This window comes from Sphingomonas sp. P3_C5 (genome assembly GCF_056402635.1).
Genome location: NZ_JBFUHA010000013.1, coordinates 60889 through 75907, shown reverse-complemented (window position 1 = coordinate 75907; position 15019 = coordinate 60889). Strand labels below are relative to the sequence as shown.

General features: G+C 63.5%; 17 protein-coding genes. 9 read left to right on the top strand and 8 right to left on the bottom strand.

Going from position 1 to position 15019, the window contains the following annotated elements:
• The first annotated feature begins 4 nt into the window (after positions 1-4).
• A complete protein-coding gene (locus AC1DVS_RS23830) occupies positions 5-721 on the top strand; it encodes a DUF4893 domain-containing protein (RefSeq protein WP_478026983.1) in 717 nt (238 codons plus the stop codon).
• On the opposite strand, the gene AC1DVS_RS23825 is transcribed toward AC1DVS_RS23830, so the two are convergent.
• Positions 714-1661, bottom strand: coding sequence for a cation diffusion facilitator family transporter (locus tag AC1DVS_RS23825; protein WP_478026982.1), 948 nt, complete (start codon positions 1659-1661; stop codon positions 714-716). The genes AC1DVS_RS23830 and AC1DVS_RS23825 overlap by 8 nt on opposite strands.
• A gap of 297 nt (positions 1662-1958) precedes the next feature.
• On the opposite strand from AC1DVS_RS23825, the gene AC1DVS_RS23820 reads away from it, so the two are divergent.
• Positions 1959-3344 carry a helix-turn-helix domain-containing protein gene (locus AC1DVS_RS23820; protein WP_478026981.1) on the top strand — a complete coding sequence of 462 codons (1386 nt, stop codon included), beginning with the start codon at positions 1959-1961 and terminating at the stop codon, positions 3342-3344.
• A gap of 312 nt (positions 3345-3656) precedes the next feature.
• Here AC1DVS_RS23820 and AC1DVS_RS23815 read toward each other — a convergent pair whose 3' ends face one another.
• On the bottom strand, positions 3657-4139 hold the full coding sequence (locus AC1DVS_RS23815) for an Lrp/AsnC family transcriptional regulator (RefSeq protein ID WP_478026980.1): 483 nt from the start codon (positions 4137-4139) through the stop codon (positions 3657-3659).
• 77 nt (positions 4140-4216) lie between these two features.
• On the opposite strand from AC1DVS_RS23815, the gene AC1DVS_RS23810 reads away from it, so the two are divergent.
• Positions 4217-5104 carry a phytanoyl-CoA dioxygenase family protein gene (locus tag AC1DVS_RS23810; protein WP_478026979.1) on the top strand — a complete coding sequence of 296 codons (888 nt, stop codon included), beginning with the start codon at positions 4217-4219 and terminating at the stop codon, positions 5102-5104.
• A gap of 16 nt (positions 5105-5120) precedes the next feature.
• Here AC1DVS_RS23810 and AC1DVS_RS23805 read toward each other — a convergent pair whose 3' ends face one another.
• Together AC1DVS_RS23805 and AC1DVS_RS23800 are read right to left on the bottom strand one after the other, a co-directional pair.
• A complete protein-coding gene (locus AC1DVS_RS23805) occupies positions 5121-5855 on the bottom strand; it encodes a hypothetical protein (RefSeq protein WP_478026978.1) in 735 nt (244 codons plus the stop codon).
• Positions 5856-5947: 92 nt separating this feature from the next.
• Positions 5948-6397: an ABA4-like family protein gene (locus AC1DVS_RS23800; RefSeq protein ID WP_478026977.1), complete on the bottom strand. Its 450-nt coding sequence runs from the start codon at positions 6395-6397 to the stop codon at positions 5948-5950.
• A gap of 109 nt (positions 6398-6506) precedes the next feature.
• Here AC1DVS_RS23800 and AC1DVS_RS23795 point away from each other — a divergent pair, with 109 nt between their 5' ends.
• Positions 6507-7271: a LytTR family DNA-binding domain-containing protein gene (locus tag AC1DVS_RS23795; protein WP_478026976.1), complete on the top strand. Its 765-nt coding sequence runs from the start codon at positions 6507-6509 to the stop codon at positions 7269-7271.
• A gap of 195 nt (positions 7272-7466) precedes the next feature.
• Positions 7467-9062 (top strand): isocitrate lyase, encoded by a 1596-nt coding sequence (locus AC1DVS_RS23790; protein WP_478026975.1) that lies wholly within the window; start codon positions 7467-7469, stop codon positions 9060-9062.
• A 61-nt stretch (positions 9063-9123) separates the two neighbouring features.
• Here AC1DVS_RS23790 and AC1DVS_RS23785 read toward each other — a convergent pair whose 3' ends face one another.
• Entirely contained in the window at positions 9124-10107 is a 984-nt protein-coding gene (locus tag AC1DVS_RS23785; protein WP_478026974.1) for a hypothetical protein, read from the bottom strand.
• 289 nt (positions 10108-10396) lie between these two features.
• Between AC1DVS_RS23785 and AC1DVS_RS23780 the strand changes: the two genes are divergently transcribed.
• Complete coding sequence (locus tag AC1DVS_RS23780; RefSeq protein ID WP_478026973.1) at positions 10397-10801, top strand: polyketide cyclase; 405 nt, start codon at positions 10397-10399, stop codon at positions 10799-10801.
• A 2-nt stretch (positions 10802-10803) separates the two neighbouring features.
• Here AC1DVS_RS23780 and AC1DVS_RS23775 read toward each other — a convergent pair whose 3' ends face one another.
• Positions 10804-12219 carry a CDGSH iron-sulfur domain-containing protein gene (locus AC1DVS_RS23775; RefSeq protein WP_478026972.1) on the bottom strand — a complete coding sequence of 472 codons (1416 nt, stop codon included), beginning with the start codon at positions 12217-12219 and terminating at the stop codon, positions 10804-10806.
• Positions 12220-12264: 45 nt separating this feature from the next.
• Here AC1DVS_RS23775 and AC1DVS_RS23770 point away from each other — a divergent pair, with 45 nt between their 5' ends.
• The gene (locus AC1DVS_RS23770) at positions 12265-12639 is read left to right on the top strand and encodes a winged helix-turn-helix transcriptional regulator (RefSeq protein ID WP_478026971.1); all 375 of its coding nucleotides are present in this window, start codon (positions 12265-12267) and stop codon (positions 12637-12639) included.
• Positions 12640-12752: 113 nt separating this feature from the next.
• Here AC1DVS_RS23770 and AC1DVS_RS23765 read toward each other — a convergent pair whose 3' ends face one another.
• Positions 12753-12908 (bottom strand): hypothetical protein, encoded by a 156-nt coding sequence (locus AC1DVS_RS23765; protein ID WP_478026970.1) that lies wholly within the window; start codon positions 12906-12908, stop codon positions 12753-12755.
• A gap of 578 nt (positions 12909-13486) precedes the next feature.
• Between AC1DVS_RS23765 and AC1DVS_RS23760 the strand changes: the two genes are divergently transcribed.
• Both AC1DVS_RS23760 and AC1DVS_RS23755 read left to right on the top strand, forming a co-directional pair.
• On the top strand, positions 13487-13891 hold the full coding sequence (locus AC1DVS_RS23760) for a GFA family protein (RefSeq protein ID WP_478026969.1): 405 nt from the start codon (positions 13487-13489) through the stop codon (positions 13889-13891).
• A 180-nt stretch (positions 13892-14071) separates the two neighbouring features.
• On the top strand, positions 14072-14632 hold the full coding sequence (locus AC1DVS_RS23755) for a cytochrome P460 family protein (protein ID WP_478026968.1): 561 nt from the start codon (positions 14072-14074) through the stop codon (positions 14630-14632).
• Positions 14633-14743: 111 nt separating this feature from the next.
• Here the strand turns inward: AC1DVS_RS23755 and AC1DVS_RS23750 are convergent, their stop codons facing one another.
• Complete coding sequence (locus AC1DVS_RS23750; RefSeq protein ID WP_478026967.1) at positions 14744-14869, bottom strand: hypothetical protein; 126 nt, start codon at positions 14867-14869, stop codon at positions 14744-14746.
• Between the last annotated feature and the right edge of the window lie 150 nt (positions 14870-15019).

Here is a 15019-nt window from a genome sequence, read left to right as displayed (position 1 = left end):
TCGCTTGAAAAACTATTCCAAGGTCATTGGGCTTTGTGGGTGCGCGCTGCTGGCCGGCTGTGGCGGCAAGGCGCACAAGCATGCCGAAATCGCGGCGCCGCCGGCCGCGGCACCGCTCGTGCTCGAAGCGCCCACGCCGCTGCCGGAGTTGCGGCTGCCGGTGAAGGTGGACAACGCTGACTGGCACCGGGTCGCAACCGAGCATGATCGCGAGCGGCTGCGGACCTGGCGCAATGCGTGGACGACAGCGCTTGCGGCTGTGCAGGCTGCCGGCCACGCCGCCCAACTGACCGCGCAAGGGCCGTTGTTCGAACCCGATCGCGCGCTCGATCGGGCCGCGCCTCCGCCCGGCCGATATCGCTGCCGGGTGTTCAAGCTCGGCGCCAACGGCACTGCGATGCGCGATTTCACCGCCTATCCGCCCTATGAATGTCGGATCAACGACGAGGGCGAAGTCTCGAGCCTGTACAAGATCGGCGGCTCGCAACGGCCGATCGGGCTGTTCTTTCCTGACAGCGCGGCGCGCCAGATCTTCCTCGGCACGATGATGTTCGGCGACGAGACCAAGCCGCTCGATTATGGCCGCGACGACGCCCGCGATCTTGCCGGCTATGTCGAGCGGATCGGGGAGAAGCGGTGGCGGCTGGTGCTGCCCTGGCCGAAGTTCGAATCGATCCTCGACGTGGTCGAGCTCGTGCCGTCAGACGCGCCGGTCAAGTAACGGTTGTTTGCAAAATCGCTGCATCCTCGCGGCGTTCAGGGCGGATATAGATTGAGGACAGCATCGGCAGCGCGGCCTTCAGCTCAGTCTCGATCTTCTCGATCAACAACTCAGCCTCGCCCATCGTGAGCGCATCGCGGAAATCGGCGCTGATCGCGACGAAGATGCTTTCGGGCGCAGTGTGGATGGTGCGGACATGGTTGACCGAGGTGATCTCGGGCCGCGCATCGACGATCTCGCGCACCTTTGCGACGATCGCCGGATCGGCACCTTCGCCGATCAGCAGGCCCTTCGACTCCCGCGCGAGCAAGGCAGCGACCAGTGCGAGCAGCACGCCAATCACGATCGACGCGACGCCGTCGATGCGCGGGTCCTGCCACGCCTGGCTGGCCCACACCCCGAAAGCGGCGATGATGAGCCCGGCGAGCGCTGCGCTGTCCTCGAACAACACGATGAAGCCGGCCGGGTCCTTCGATTTCCGCACGGCTTGCCACCAGCCGCCATCGCGGTTGGCGGCAGCGAATTCGCGCATTGCGAAGAACCAGGACGTGCCTTCCATGGCGAAGGCGATGCCGAGCACGACATAGTTGAGGATCGGGTCGCTCAGCGGCTCGGGCTCGTAGATGTGGACCACGCCTTCATAGATCGAGACACCCGCGCCAACCCCGAAGATCAGGATCGCGACGACGAAGCTCCAGAAATACAGTTCGCGGCCATAGCCGAACGGGTGCGCCTCATCCGGCGGACGACGGCCGCGATGCTGGCCGTAGAGCAGCAATATCTGATTGAGGCTGTCGACCACCGAGTGGACGCCCTCGGTCAGCATCGATGAGGAGCCGGAGATCGCAGCGGCAATGAACTTCGCGACCGCAATGCCGAGATTGGCGGCAAGCGCTGCGAAGATGACGAAATTGGAGCCGTTCTGTTTCGTTGCTGACATGCCGTGGCTCCCTCAGGCTTCCGCCATATGCGGAGCCGTCGGGGTGCGCCATAATAGAAATGCCCGCCGGGACTATCCCCGGCGGGCACCTTTTCCTCCCCAGGAAACTTTCCAGGCGTCGCTTTGGCGACTTCCAATGCAGGCGGCTTTAGCGGGGAACGATCGGCACGGTTAGCACTGCGCGAACCGTGGCGAAGTCGCGTTGTAGCGTCTTGCCCCTGATCATCTGTGATCCTGTAAAGAGTTGACAAGATCGGCGTCGGCTGACTTGTTCGTCTGACGGAAAAGGGGACCCAGATGGCGGATCGCAAATTGTTCGCAGGGCATGCGGTGCGCCGGTTGCGACGGCAGGCGGGGCTGACCCAGGCAGCCATGTCCGAAGTGCTGGCGATCTCGCCAAGCTATCTCAATCTGGTTGAGCGCAACCAGCGGCCGTTGTCCGCATCGCTACTGGTGAAGCTCGCCGAATCCTTCGATTTCGATCCCCGCGCTCTCGCCGCCGGCGAGCCTGGCGGAGGCGACGCCGCGATGCGACGCCGCCTCGGCGATCCGATGTTCGCTGATCTCGAGATCGACCGCAACGAGCTCGAGGAATGGCTGGCCGGGGCTCCGGGCGGGGCCGAGGCGTTCGCGCGCGCCTATGACCGGATCGGGTCCGGCGCAGCGGGTCCGACGGCGGCAAGTGACCCCATGGTTGAAGTGCGGCGCGAAGTTGAGCGGTGGCGCGGCTATTTCGCTGATCTCGACACGATCGCCGAGACTTTGGCCGACGAACTACGGCTCGGCGCGGGCGATCTGTACGGCGCAATCGCCGAGCGGCTGCGGGTCAAGCACCAGCTCACCATCCGCATCCTGCCGGTTGACGTGATGCCCGATCTGCTGCGGCGGCTCGATCTCCATGCCCGTCAATTGCAGCTGAGCGAAACGCTCGACCCCGCCTCGCGCACTTTCGCCGCCGGCTTCCAGCTCGCCCAGATCGAGGCGCGCGCCGAAATCGATGCGCTGGCCAAGGGCGCGGGCTTTGCCGATCGCGCTGCCGAGCGCCTGTTCCGCCGCCACCTCGGCAGCTATTTCGCGGCTGCGCTGATGATGCCCTATGCCCGCTTCCTGCGCGCGTGCGAGGCGACGGGCTATGATCTGGAACTGCTCCAGCGCCGCTTTGGTGCCGGGTTCGAGCAGGTCGCGCACCGCCTGACGACCTTGCAACGCGTCGGTGCGCGCGGCCTGCCTTTCTTCCTGGTGCGGATCGATCGCGCTGGCCAGGCCTCGAAACGTTTCTCGGGCGCGAGCGGGGCCGCTTTGGCCGATGCGGACGGGCGCTGCCCGTTATGGCGTCTGCATCATGCCTTTGATCGGCCGGGAGCGCTTGCCATCCAGCTTGTCGAGCTCGAAGACGGCGCGCGCTGGCTGACCCTGGCGCGCACGGTGACGCCGCAGGGTCGGCGCTACGGTGCGGTGACGGCTGAGTTCGCGGTCGGCCTCGGCGTTGCGGCCGAGCTGGGCGGCGGACTGGCTGTGGCGCGGGGCCTCGATCTGAAGGGCGAGGCGACGCCGATCGGGCTCGGCTGTCGGGCCTGTCAACGCGAAGCCTGCCCGCAGCGCTCCGCGCCGCCGATGGGAAGAGCGCTGCTGATCAACGAGCGCGAGCGCGGCGTTTCGCCGTTCACCTTCGGCGGCGATTGACGATTGATCGTCATACGGCGGAGGCCGGGATCGCCGGGCAGGGGGCGAGCGCCACGAGGCGCGCCATGGTCTCCGTCAGGGCGGCGCGGTTCAGGCTGAGCGTGGTATGCAACGCGGGCATCAACGACATCAAGCCGACGATCGCTTACGCTCCAGAAGACCAGACGCGCATTCTAGACAACCGGGTCCGGCCGTATAGTCCCGACGGCGTCGACCTGTCCTCCTCATCCCCAGACAAAAATAAAGAGAACGGGTTCAGAGCGGGGCTAATCTGCCCGGATCGGCGCGAGACCGTTCCGGCGCGGGCCCAGACTAGGCTCCCTCGAGGTAGATCGGCACCTCGTGACGGTGTCGTCCCTCGAAGATGATAGCGGTCTCGATGTGGGAGACCACGTTTCGACTGGTGAAGTGGTCGAATGCGAGGTTCTTGAGATGATCCGTGTCTCGTACAAGGACGTGGACGAGCAAGTCGTAGCGGCCAGTTACGAGGAAGGCCGAACGGACTTCGGGGATCTCGGCGATATCGGCGAACAACTCATCGACCGTGCTGCGCCTGTGCTTGGCGAGACCGATCATGAAAAGCCCTTCGAGCCCGACGCCCAGCGCTACAGGATCAACCTCAGCGTGCGCGCCCCGGAGGATGTCGGCGTCCCGCAACCGCTTGATACGTTCATGGACCGATGAAGGGGCGAGTTCGACTGCCGCCGCCACCTCCTTCACCGCAAGCCGCGCATCGTTCTGCAAAAGCCGCAATATAGCGAAATCAATTCTGTCCAGGTCGGGAATCTTGCCCATTATCCGGAAATCCTTCGTTTCGATATCGCTTATACCGACGATATAACAGAATTCTTGTTGGATTGCAGGAGTCCGCTATGGCCTCGTTGAAATTGAACCTGGCGGACCGACTGGATGCGGGCGCGGTCGCGCTGTTCCGGGAACGGGGCTTCCTGATCATTGAGAATCTGCTCCCGACGAAGAAAGTAGACACACTGCGTGCGAGCTTTCCCAAGCTGTTCGCCGGTCGGTTCGATACCGGCGTGTATCCGGACGAATGGTATTGGCGGGAAGGCATCAGTCTCCCTGATGTGACACGCCATATCAGCAATGCCTGGAAGTCCGATCTCACCATAGCCGGGCTGGCGCTGTCCGAGGACCTTGGCCGAGCTGCAGCTCTTCTGGCCGGCTGGTCTGGCGCGAGGTTGGGACAGGATACGATCTGGTGGAAGCCACCCGGCGCAAAGCCGGTGGCGCTTCACCAGGATTCGTCGTTCATGAGCTTCCTCGATCCCCCGGCCACGGTGACCTGCTGGTTCACGCTGGACGATACGCACCGGGATGCCGGGACGATCGAGTATATTCCGGCGTCGCACCAATGGCCGTTAAGCGAGATGCCGGAGGATTTTCATGCGACGGAGGACTATCGCGGTCAAATGCGTGCGGCTGCCAGGGCAGCAGGGGTCGCTGCGATAGATCCGACCTTCATTGAGGTTCCCGCAGGATCCTGCGTAATCCACGCCGGAGAGATCTGGCATGGCTCCGGGCCTAACGTCACGGGCGACAGGATGCGCCGTTCGATCGGTGTCCATCTTCTGCCGGAATGCGCTCGCTTCAGCGGAAGGCAGGGCGGATATGTGTATCGCCGTTACCAGCGCACGGGCAGTACGGAGCTCGACGACAGCTTCTTTCCGCTCCTTTGGTCGGCGGGTCGGCAGCGAACCAGCTGGCTCGAGGAATATTGCCGCACGGGCGTTCGGCGGTAACGTGCAACGCCGGGCGCTACGTCCCGGGGATCATCAACGGATGCCCTTCAATCGCCTGCGCCAGAACGGCGAGAGTGATGCCAATGTAGAGCAATGAACCGAGGACGAGCCCGGCCGCGCGCCACCTTGGCGACGCCGGCGATAGCGCGAGCCCGAGGATCGGTATGGCCTGCTGGGCGTGGATGCCCAGGAAATGGGCGATACGCAGGTCGCCGCCGCTGCGGTTCCAGCCGAAGATCATCATGTGGCCAGCGTCCGCGCCGACCGAGTGTCCCGTACCCTGCGCCATATAGCCGCCGACGCCTGCACCCAGCACGAAGCACAGAAGAAGGCCGATCACCACGGATGCAACGTAGCTGACCTGCAACCCCGGCGCCGGGCGGCGAGCGATCTCCCATGCAAGCGGGAGGGTGGTTGCCGTTAGGAGCAGCGCGCCCACGCCCATCAGCGCGTACATGATCTCATAATATGGTGACGAGCGATTGAAGTGCGACGCGAGACCGTGCGCGGCCTGCCAGACGATATAGGCGAGTTCAAAGCTGCCGGCGGCGATGAGGACGATAACCAATCCGCGCATCGCGATCGATCGACGACGCTCGCGACGGACATATCCGAAGAACCAGCCAGTGGTGAGCGCGAAGACAGCGATCGAGAAAGCGAACTTGATGGGCTTGGCCCATATGCTCACACCGTCGATCATACGCGCATCGACGAGCCCTATTGCAGCCAGGCCGGCGGTCAGGCCGAGCATCAGCCCTCCATACGCAGCGAGGGACGGCTGCCGAGACATCATCTCCGCCACAATCCTGGCGCGCGCAGGTCTAAGCGGTATCGCGACCGCGCTCACGATCTGCCGCCCTTGGTGATGCGAGTGTGCGCCGCATCGATCGCCATAAAAAGCAGCAGGCCGACGGGGCCAAACATGAAAGTCAGCGGCAGACACGGCAGGAGAAGCAGCGGGTGGATACCGCGCTCGATACCCCTCCGGGAGATGGCCGTGCCGACGAAAAGATCGAATGCAAGATAGTGCAGCCAGCCTGCCGCCAAAGCTGCATCACTGGCGAACAAGGCGCGCACGGCGAGGATCGACCCGAACCCGCCACCGGGGGCCGTTCCCCACGCCTGATACAGCAGCACGGCATAGGCGATCGCGAGCAAGCCGGGCACGATCAGGCCAGTGAGGCGCCAGACCCAGTGTCGCAGCGAGGCGACGAACAGCGCGACCACGAGCGCGCACCATGCGAGCATTGCAAGCGAGCCCGCGGTGGAGAAAGCAAAATCGGGATCGAGCATTGGAGAACCTCCGGACTGGACTGGCCCCCAATGCCCGGTCCGCCGGTGAGCGCTAGTGGCGTTTGCGCGAACGGTGCTATCGCTGCGCGAACGGGACCGGGTGGATGGCATGGACGAGCCGAAGAGCGGGAAAAGTTGGCATCGCGGCCGATCCGAGCTCCTGCTGCTGATCGCGATCGGCCTCTTCATGGGAGCGATCGGCCCGTTCGGCACAGATGCGGTCGCCCCGATGATGCGATTTACCTATTGGCTGATCTGCATGATCGGTGGGGGCCTGATCGGCGTGCTGATCGATCATCTGCTGCAGCAGCGGGTCGGCACAATCGGTACTCGGTTGCTTGCTACCTCGGTGGCCATGACGCCATTCGTCACGCTCCTCGTGCTGGCGACAGGGCAGGTGTTCATCCATCAACGAATGGGCTGGGATGCGTTTCTTGACCTGCTCGGGAAGGTTCTGGTGATCTCGCTCGGCGCGATGGCCATTCGAATGCTGGTGTGGCGTCGTCTGCCGCCGGTCATCGAGACGCGCACCATAATCGAGGCGCCGCTGCCAGAAGCGGAAGCGGCTTTCCGGCGACGGCTGAGCGCGCGGCGCCGCGCCGCCAGGCTGGTCGCTGTGGAAGCGCACGACCATTATCTTCGAATCCACACTGACTCAGGGACGGAACTGGTGACGATGCGCTTCGCCGACGCACTGGCCGAACTCGCGCAGGCGCATGGCTACCGGGTGCACCGATCCTGGTGGGTCGCCGCTGAAGCGATCGAGGGAGTAGTTTGGAAACGCGGTGGCGGCGATGTCCGCCTCAAGGGCGGATTGGTGGCCCCGGTGAGCCGCAGCCACGTGCAGGTCCTGCGGCGCGCCGGCTGGTTCTGAACGGCCACGGTGTATTTGCTCGTGGGTTCAAGAAGGAATCAACAGGTGTCGCCGAATGTAATTAATTTACAGATTTACAATCGTGACTGGCAGATATTGACAGCTAAACCCGCCATCGCGCCTTTCGGTATGGGCGTCGCTCTGTAAATCTCGTTACAGAACTCGCAACGCAACACGCATAGCGAGGACCCTTCGGTGACCTATCAGGACCATATCGCCACCACCCGCCAGCTCATCCAGGGCAAAAAAGGCGCCTGGGACGGGATCGACGCAGAGTCGGTCGCGCGCATGCGGCTCCAGAACCGGTTCCAGACCGGCCTCGATATCGCGCGCTACACCGCCGCGATCATGCGCCGAGACATGGCCGCTTATGACGCAGACCCGGCCAATTACACTCAGTCCCTCGGCTGCTGGCACGGGTTCATCGGCCAGCAGAAGATGATCGCGATCAAGAAGCATTTCGGCTCGACCGAGCGCCGCTATCTCTATCTCTCGGGCTGGATGATCGCCGCGCTGCGCTCCGAATTCGGCCCGCTGCCCGATCAGTCGATGCACGAGAAGACCAGCGTCCCGGCGCTGATCGAGGAGCTCTACACCTTCCTGCGCCAGGCCGATGCCCGTGAGCTCGGCATGATGTTCCGCGAAATCGACGCCGCGCGCGAGGCCGGCAACCAGATCGAGGAGCAGCGGTTGCTCCACGCGGTCGAGAATTACCAGACTCATGTCGTCCCGATCATTGCCGATATCGACGCCGGCTTCGGCAATGCCGAGGCGACCTATCTGCTCGCGCGGAAAATGATCGAGGCGGGCGCCTGCGCGCTCCAGATCGAGAACCAGGTCTCGGACGAAAAGCAGTGCGGCCATCAGGACGGCAAGGTCACCGTGCCGCATGAGGACTTCCTGGCAAAGGTCCGCGCCTGCCGGTACGCCTTTCTCGAGCTGGGCGTCGAGGACGGCATCATCGTCACCCGCACCGATTCGCTCGGCGCCGGCCTCACCAAGCAGATCGCGATCAGCCACACGCCGGGCGATCTCGGTGACCAGTATAACGCCTTTCTCGATTGCGAGGAGATCACGCCCGGGACTGCGCGCAGCGGTGATGTCATCATCAACCGCGACGGCAAGCTGATGCGGCCGAAGCGCCTGCCGTCGAACCTCTACCAGTTCCGCGCCGGAACCGGCGAGGATCGCTGCGTGCTCGATTGCATCACCTCGCTCCAGCACGGCGCCGACCTGCTCTGGATCGAGACCGAGAAGCCGCATATCGAGCAGATCGCCTCCATGGTCGACCGCATCCGCGAGGTCGTGCCGAATGCGAAGCTGGTCTACAACAACTCACCCTCGTTCAACTGGACGCTCAATTTCCGCCAGCAGGTGTTCGATGCCTGGGCAGCCGAGGGTAGGGACCTGTCAGCCTATGATCGCGCCCGCCTGATGAGCGTCGATTATGACGGCACCGCGCTGGCTGACGAGGCCGATGAGCGCATCCGTACCTTCCAGGCGGACAGCGCGAAGCGGGCCGGCATCTTCCATCACCTGATCACGCTGCCGACCTATCACACCGCGGCCTTGTCGACCGACAATCTAGCCAAGGAGTATTTCGGCGAGGCCGGCATGCTCGGCTATGTGAAGGGCGTCCAGCGCCAGGAGATCCGTCAGGGTATCGCCTGTGTGAAGCACCAGAACATGTCGGGCTCGGACATCGGCGACGATCACAAGGAATATTTCGCCGGCGAGGCCGCGCTCAAGGCGGGCGGCGCGCATAATACGATGAACCAGTTCGCGGCGTGAAGACGCGGTGCCTCTTCCGATCGGGTCATGGTCGGGAGAGGCGCCGTGCCTGGATCCTCGCCTATGGCGTACATCCGACCGGAGCCTTGTCGCCCCAACGCACGATCGGCTCGTTCTTCCCATCGGTCAGATAGGCTCGGCCGTTCCGCCACTTGGCGTCGGCGACAGCGACAATCGCCGTGACGCCTTTGATCGTGCAATCGAACGACTGAAGGTCAGCGGGCTCGACATAGATGATGGCTGATACGCGCCACTTGACGGCCTCACCGTGCCGGGGGGCGGGCCCATCCGCGATGATAAAGGCGTCGCGGCCGTCCCCGAGATACTGGAACGCGCAGCAGCTTTTCCTTCCCCACCCATAGTAAGCGCCGCCGCCGCTCGCGAGCCAGCCGCCCCTGAGTCCTCGATCATCAAGCTCGGTGACATCGCCAATGTGCGGAAACGGAAGGCGCAGCACTGGCTGGACAAGGGCCTCGCCCGAGGCGCGCACCCCATTATCGATCTCGGCGCAGTGATCGCGCGTCAGTGCCGGCTCGTTCTGCTCCAGCTGATTCACCATTTGGTTGGCAAATTTATGCTGTTCTTTAAGGAGCGCCGCCCTGGTGGCGAAATGCCTGCCGGCGGCGGCCTCGAGCCTCGCCTGGTCGATCGCGCAGCGATAGACGCGCGCCGCGCCACTCTCGATAACAACGAGATGATAACTCGGCAGGCGCCCGTTTGGCTGGTAATAAAAATAGATGGCGGTGCGCGCCGCGGTTTTCCTCGCCCCCATATTGTCGGAATATCGCGCGATATGAGCGAGAAGCCGGCCTTCCTCGTTTCTGATGTCGTCGGCGTCGCCGCGCTCGATATAATAATATTTCGAGAAGCTGTCGCCGCGTAGTCGGTTGATCGCCGGCGTGTGGCTATTCTCGCTGTCGTCATAATCTTCGCCGCCGTCATCGCTTCCGCCTGGCAGAGAAATGGCGATCCATTTCCGCCACGCCTCTCCGGACGAAGAGAAAGTCAGTACTTCCTGCGATGGGGTGATCGGTGTCGTCCGCACCGGTGGGCGCGTCGTGGCTTGAGTCGCATCATTGCCGGCCGCACCTCCGTCCCCTCGGCTACAGCCGGCGCAGGCCAGGAACAGGAGGGCCAACCCAAAACTGATCGATCCGCTCCCCATGCCCCGCCCCCTGCCTTGCCATTCCGTAGCGATTTCTTCGCTGAGATCATCGTCTTCCCTACAGGCAAGTCAAATGGCCGTGGTGAGCCGCAGGCCGGCGCGCCGAGATGACCTGACAACACCGCCCCGCGGCGCTAACGCCGTCACCTGCCACCGTCAGGAAACCGCCATGCTGCCTTCCCGCACGTTCAGCGTCTCGATCAAGCGCGACTGGCGCGCGCTGTACGAGCAGATATGGCGCCCGGAATTCTTCGCGCGCTGGGCATCGGGGCTGGCCGATTCCGAGTTCCGGCAGGAAGGCGATATGTGGGTCGCCACCGGCTCGGAAGGCCCGATCCGCATCCGCTTCACTCCGCATAATGACTATGGTGTGATGGACCATGTGGTCGATGCCGGCGACGGCGCTGAAATCCATGTGCCGCTCCGCGTGATCGCCAATGGCGAAGGCGCCGAGGTGATGCTGACCCTGTTCCGCCAGCCCGACATGGATGATGAGAGGTTCGCGGCTGACGCGCGCTGGATCAACAAGGACCTTGGCCGGCTCAAGGCGCTGATCGAGCGCGGGGCGGCGTAGACTCAGGGTTTCGCGCCAGCCTCCAGCCATTGCTCGAACAGGGCGATCCTGTCGCTCTCCCAGGCGCCGTCGCACGGCATGGTTCCCGCCTTCAGCCTGGCGAGGATCGTCGCGCCATGCTGCGCTACATCGTCCGCCGACCAGAGATCGAAGGCGAACTTCATCGAGTTGCGGTCCATCGGCCGAAACAGCGCTTTGACATGCTTTGAAAAGCTCGGCACCTCGCCAGCAGCGAGCGGCTCGGGTGCGGCGATTTTCTCAGGGGCCGGTGCGAGCGCGGAAACGCGCGCACCCGGCGTCGCCTCGCACACCCACCACCAGCGCGGGATCGGCATGCCGGGCGGCGGATGCGCGTCGGCCTGCGAATTCTCCAGCGCGATCCGCGATCCCCATTCGAGATAGGCGGTAAAGGCCGCGCGGAACTCGGCGTCCTGCGGCATGCCCGCCTCATCCGCCGATTGCGCCATCAGCGCGACCCAGCGCGCGCGCTGCTCCGGCCTGATCCGCTTGCCGACATGATGCGAGATCATCCGTTCGTAACCGCCATAGCGTTCGCCATAGAATTTCGGCCCACCAAACACTTCACTCAGCCATGCCGCGACGCGTTCGGGATGGTCGGGCGACATGCTCGCGAACAGGGGGCCGATCAGCGGATCGTGCGGCACATGCCGTCCGTAAAACAGCTGGGTCATCGCGAGGAGCGCCGGGTAGCCGCCGGCCCATTCGAACAGGGTCGGCTCGCGCTCCGGGTCGGGAACCGGGTCGGTGAACGACACGGACCAGTGCATGCCCGAACAAAATGGCTTGTTGAGCGAAGAGCCGCAGCGGCACAGGCTGTAATGCTCATGGCTGGCGCCCGCCGGTCGTTCAACCGGATTGCCGGCATCATCGACCAGCAGCACCGATCCTGTAATCCGATAGGGGCCGTTTAGGGAAACCTCGACCTGCGCGGGCCGTTCCGGATCGCCCCAGGCACGATCCTCGCCGGCACCTATCCCGATGCCGATCGCGCCTGACGGGCAGGCCCGCGCGGCACGCAATATGTCGTCGGCGCGGGCGCCGCTCGGGGTGACGAAAGGCTCCTCGCCGACATGGAAAACGCCCGGCACGCGATCGGTGCAGAAGCCGGAATGGGCGCATAATCCGCGATTGTCATAAGTCGTCACAGTCGTGCCGGGATAGATGTCGAGGCGGTCGGGAACGCGGCGCTCGTCCTTCGCGCCACTGAATCCGTTAGTCTTGCAGACGTCGTCGCAAAACGGCTTGGTCTGGGCCTGGCCGCAGCGGCACAGCCGCGTGACGGCGTCATGTGCGATCGCGACGCCGAGATGATCAACCAGCGCTACGCCTCCGCTCAATTCGTAAGCGCCATCTGCCGTCACACGGAGCAGTGCCCCGGCGGAATCCTCTTTTGTCATTTCATCCCCGTCATTTGCCGCGCCAGTGCGATTGAGCCAAGCTAGATGCGGGGTTGGATCGGCGCAACGAACCAACCGGTAAGTCAGCGGGAGCGGGCTGTGAGCAAGATCTATGGATGCCCGGTCGAGTTCGCCCTCGATATGGTCGGCGGCAAATGGAAGACCGTGATCGTGGCGAGGCTGAAGCAAGGGCCGATGCGCTACGGCGAACTGCGCCGCGCCATTCCGAATTTAAGCGACAAGGTTTTGACCGAGCGCCTGCGCGACCTCGAGGCGCGGGGCCTGGTGATCCACGGCGCCGATACCCGCTACGAGTTGACGGAGCGCGCCCTTTTGCTCGCGCCGGCACTTCAGGCTTTGTTCGATTGGGGTGCCGTCATCGCTCCGGAGGTTGGGGCGAAGATCAAACTGGAATCATGACTGGGCGCAACAGGCGATTGTTCCGGCCGCCGGACTGAATTCGGCCGGGCCGTCCATATACTTCGGGATGGAACAGCCCTCAGGCCGTATCAGCCATCCCTATTCTCGATCGCCTATACCGCAGCGCTCTTGGCCATGGCATCATGGCGCGGAGCGACGATCCGGAAACCGTCGTCGAAGCCCTGCCGGTCATTCTTGCGACGCAGCTTTTCGGCGATGACGCGCCCGACAAGCTCATGATCGGCCCTGAAATAGATGGTCCCGTTCATTTCAACCTCCACTGGCCGGGCGGTTTGCAGATTCCGTACAAAGGGAGCCCAGCGCAGGAACAACTCACGGCTCATCGTGCGTGTTCCTCGGTTCGTCGCAAAATCGCGGTGTTTCCAAGAAGGGGTGGCGGACGCAACGATTGCGATTTCCGATATGTACAATGTTCTGTACAACTGCCCGCAATACCCCCGAGAGGCATGACAAAACTCTCCAACACGCCGGGCCCCAATTCGCGCATTCCCCCTCGTGAAACTCCAACGCGACGCCCGGATCCGCCCCTGAATTATGTCACACGTCCAACAACGGCATCACTGCGCTGAGGGAAGATGACGATCTGATTCAACCGCAGCGGCAGACGTCATAATAGTCCTTTCGCTCCGATCGACGTGAGGATCGGGACAACTTCGCGCTGAGCGGCGGAAACGAAAGGAGTTGCAGTGCCACCTGCAAGAAATGGCTCTGCGTCACCCAGTTCCACCGCCGCGGCGAATAGATCGGCTCTATCCGAACCCTGCTGACACAATGCTGTCAGCAGGGTGGCAGTATATCGAGGTCAGCAACGCAAGGGAGACCCATCATGCTCAGGACCTATCACGGCAGCTGTCATTGCGGCGCGGTCGCCTTCGAAGTCGATCTCGATCTCGAAGCGGGGACCGGCAAGTGCAATTGCTCGATCTGCACCAAACGCCGCAAATGGGGCATCAACATAAAGCCGGACGCCTTTCGCCTGTTGTCGGGCAAGGAGATGCTGTCGGACTATCAGTTCGGCACGCTCTCCGGGCACCACCGCTTCTGCCGTAATTGCGGCTGCTCTCCGTTCGAAGACGGCCATGTCGCGGAGATCGGCGGCGACTATGTCAGCATCTCGATCAACTGCCTCGACGACGCGACCCCCGAGGAGATGGCGAACGCCCCAGTCAAATACGCGAACGGCCGCGACAATCTCTGGTGGGAGGAGCCGGCGGTGACCGCCTATCTGTGAGCCGGGGATCGCTGTCACGATCGACCCCGCGGACCCCCTCGGTTCAGCCTGCCGTCCGATCGATAATTGTCCCGATATCCGCAAGAGTGAAGTGTATAATGAATGAATTATCACGGAACGGCAGCGATGACACCTTCAATGTGCAGACGGCGCCCCGCCGCTTGCGCCGGAGAAGTTGCCATGTCCCGCCTCATGCGAGCGCTCAAGCCGCTGTCGCCTTTGCTACTGATCGCCGCCACCAACGCCAGCGACGCGCCACGCTATAATGGCGCCGGCGAGCTCGTGGTGCCGACCGACTATCGCGACTGGGTCTTCCTGACCTCGGGCCTGAATATGAACTATGGCGACGAGGCGATCGCCGGGCACGACATTTTCGACAATGTCTTTGTCGCCCCGGCATCCTGGCGCGCCTTCAAGGCGACCGGCCACTGGCCACAGGGCACGGTATTCGTGAAGGAAGGGCGTCGTGGCGCGACCAGGGGCTCGATCAACCAGACGGGACAGTTCCAGACCGAGCAGCGCGTGTATCTCGAACTTCATGTTCGCGACGCGAAGCGCTTCCCGGGCGGCTGGGGCTTTTTCGAGGTCAATGGTGACAGGCCCGCCCGGGTCCTGCCGCCGACGGCAAGCTGCTACGCCTGCCACCAGCAGCACGCCGCGGTCGAGACGACCTTCGTCCAATTCTATCCGACGGCGCGGCCGATTGCGATCAAGGCGGGGACCTTCGATGCCGGGAAATAGCCGCTCGCGGCACCGGCCACTGCTGCCCTTGAGGCTGGAATGACCGTGTCGCGGATAGTCGCCGTCCGCGAGCTGCCGTGGATTTGATCCATATGCCACTAGGCTAGTCGATCACTCCACCGCCAACGCCGTCATCGTCACATAATCGAGCTTGCCGGTGCCCAGCACCGGCAGTGCCTCGACGATCCTGATCTCGCGCGGGATCGCGATTTCGGTGAGGCCGTTTGCCTTGCCCAACGCGTGGAGTGCGGCCCGTGAACAGCACCAGCCGTTCGCCCCTCTTCAGGTTCGTCCATGACCTCGAATCGTGCCTGAGCCTCCGAAATGAATCGTTTGCGTGACGACCGTCACGCGCAAAGCAGCACCGTCCGCTCCATCCTCCCCTTC

Bases quoted from the DNA above. Each gene is read 5' to 3' on its own strand.
- AC1DVS_RS23825 (WP_478026982.1), bottom strand. From the start codon at position 1,661: ATGTCAGCAACGAAACAGAACGGCTCCAATTTCGTCATCTTCGCAGCG.
- AC1DVS_RS23820 (WP_478026981.1), top strand. From the start codon at position 1,959: ATGGCGGATCGCAAATTGTTCGCAGGGCATGCGGTGCGCCGGTTGCGA.
- AC1DVS_RS23815 (WP_478026980.1), bottom strand. From the start codon at position 4,139: ATGGGCAAGATTCCCGACCTGGACAGAATTGATTTCGCTATATTGCGG.
- AC1DVS_RS23810 (WP_478026979.1), top strand. From the start codon at position 4,217: ATGGCCTCGTTGAAATTGAACCTGGCGGACCGACTGGATGCGGGCGCG.
- AC1DVS_RS23805 (WP_478026978.1), bottom strand. From the start codon at position 5,855: ATGCTCGGCCTGACCGCCGGCCTGGCTGCAATAGGGCTCGTCGATGCG.
- AC1DVS_RS23800 (WP_478026977.1), bottom strand. From the start codon at position 6,397: ATGCTCGATCCCGATTTTGCTTTCTCCACCGCGGGCTCGCTTGCAATG.
- AC1DVS_RS23795 (WP_478026976.1), top strand. From the start codon at position 6,507: ATGGACGAGCCGAAGAGCGGGAAAAGTTGGCATCGCGGCCGATCCGAG.
- AC1DVS_RS23780 (WP_478026973.1), top strand. From the start codon at position 10,397: ATGCTGCCTTCCCGCACGTTCAGCGTCTCGATCAAGCGCGACTGGCGC.
- AC1DVS_RS23775 (WP_478026972.1), bottom strand. From the start codon at position 12,219: ATGACAAAAGAGGATTCCGCCGGGGCACTGCTCCGTGTGACGGCAGAT.
- AC1DVS_RS23770 (WP_478026971.1), top strand. From the start codon at position 12,265: ATGCGGGGTTGGATCGGCGCAACGAACCAACCGGTAAGTCAGCGGGAG.
- AC1DVS_RS23765 (WP_478026970.1), bottom strand. From the start codon at position 12,908: ATGAACGGGACCATCTATTTCAGGGCCGATCATGAGCTTGTCGGGCGC.
- AC1DVS_RS23760 (WP_478026969.1), top strand. From the start codon at position 13,487: ATGCTCAGGACCTATCACGGCAGCTGTCATTGCGGCGCGGTCGCCTTC.
- AC1DVS_RS23755 (WP_478026968.1), top strand. From the start codon at position 14,072: ATGTCCCGCCTCATGCGAGCGCTCAAGCCGCTGTCGCCTTTGCTACTG.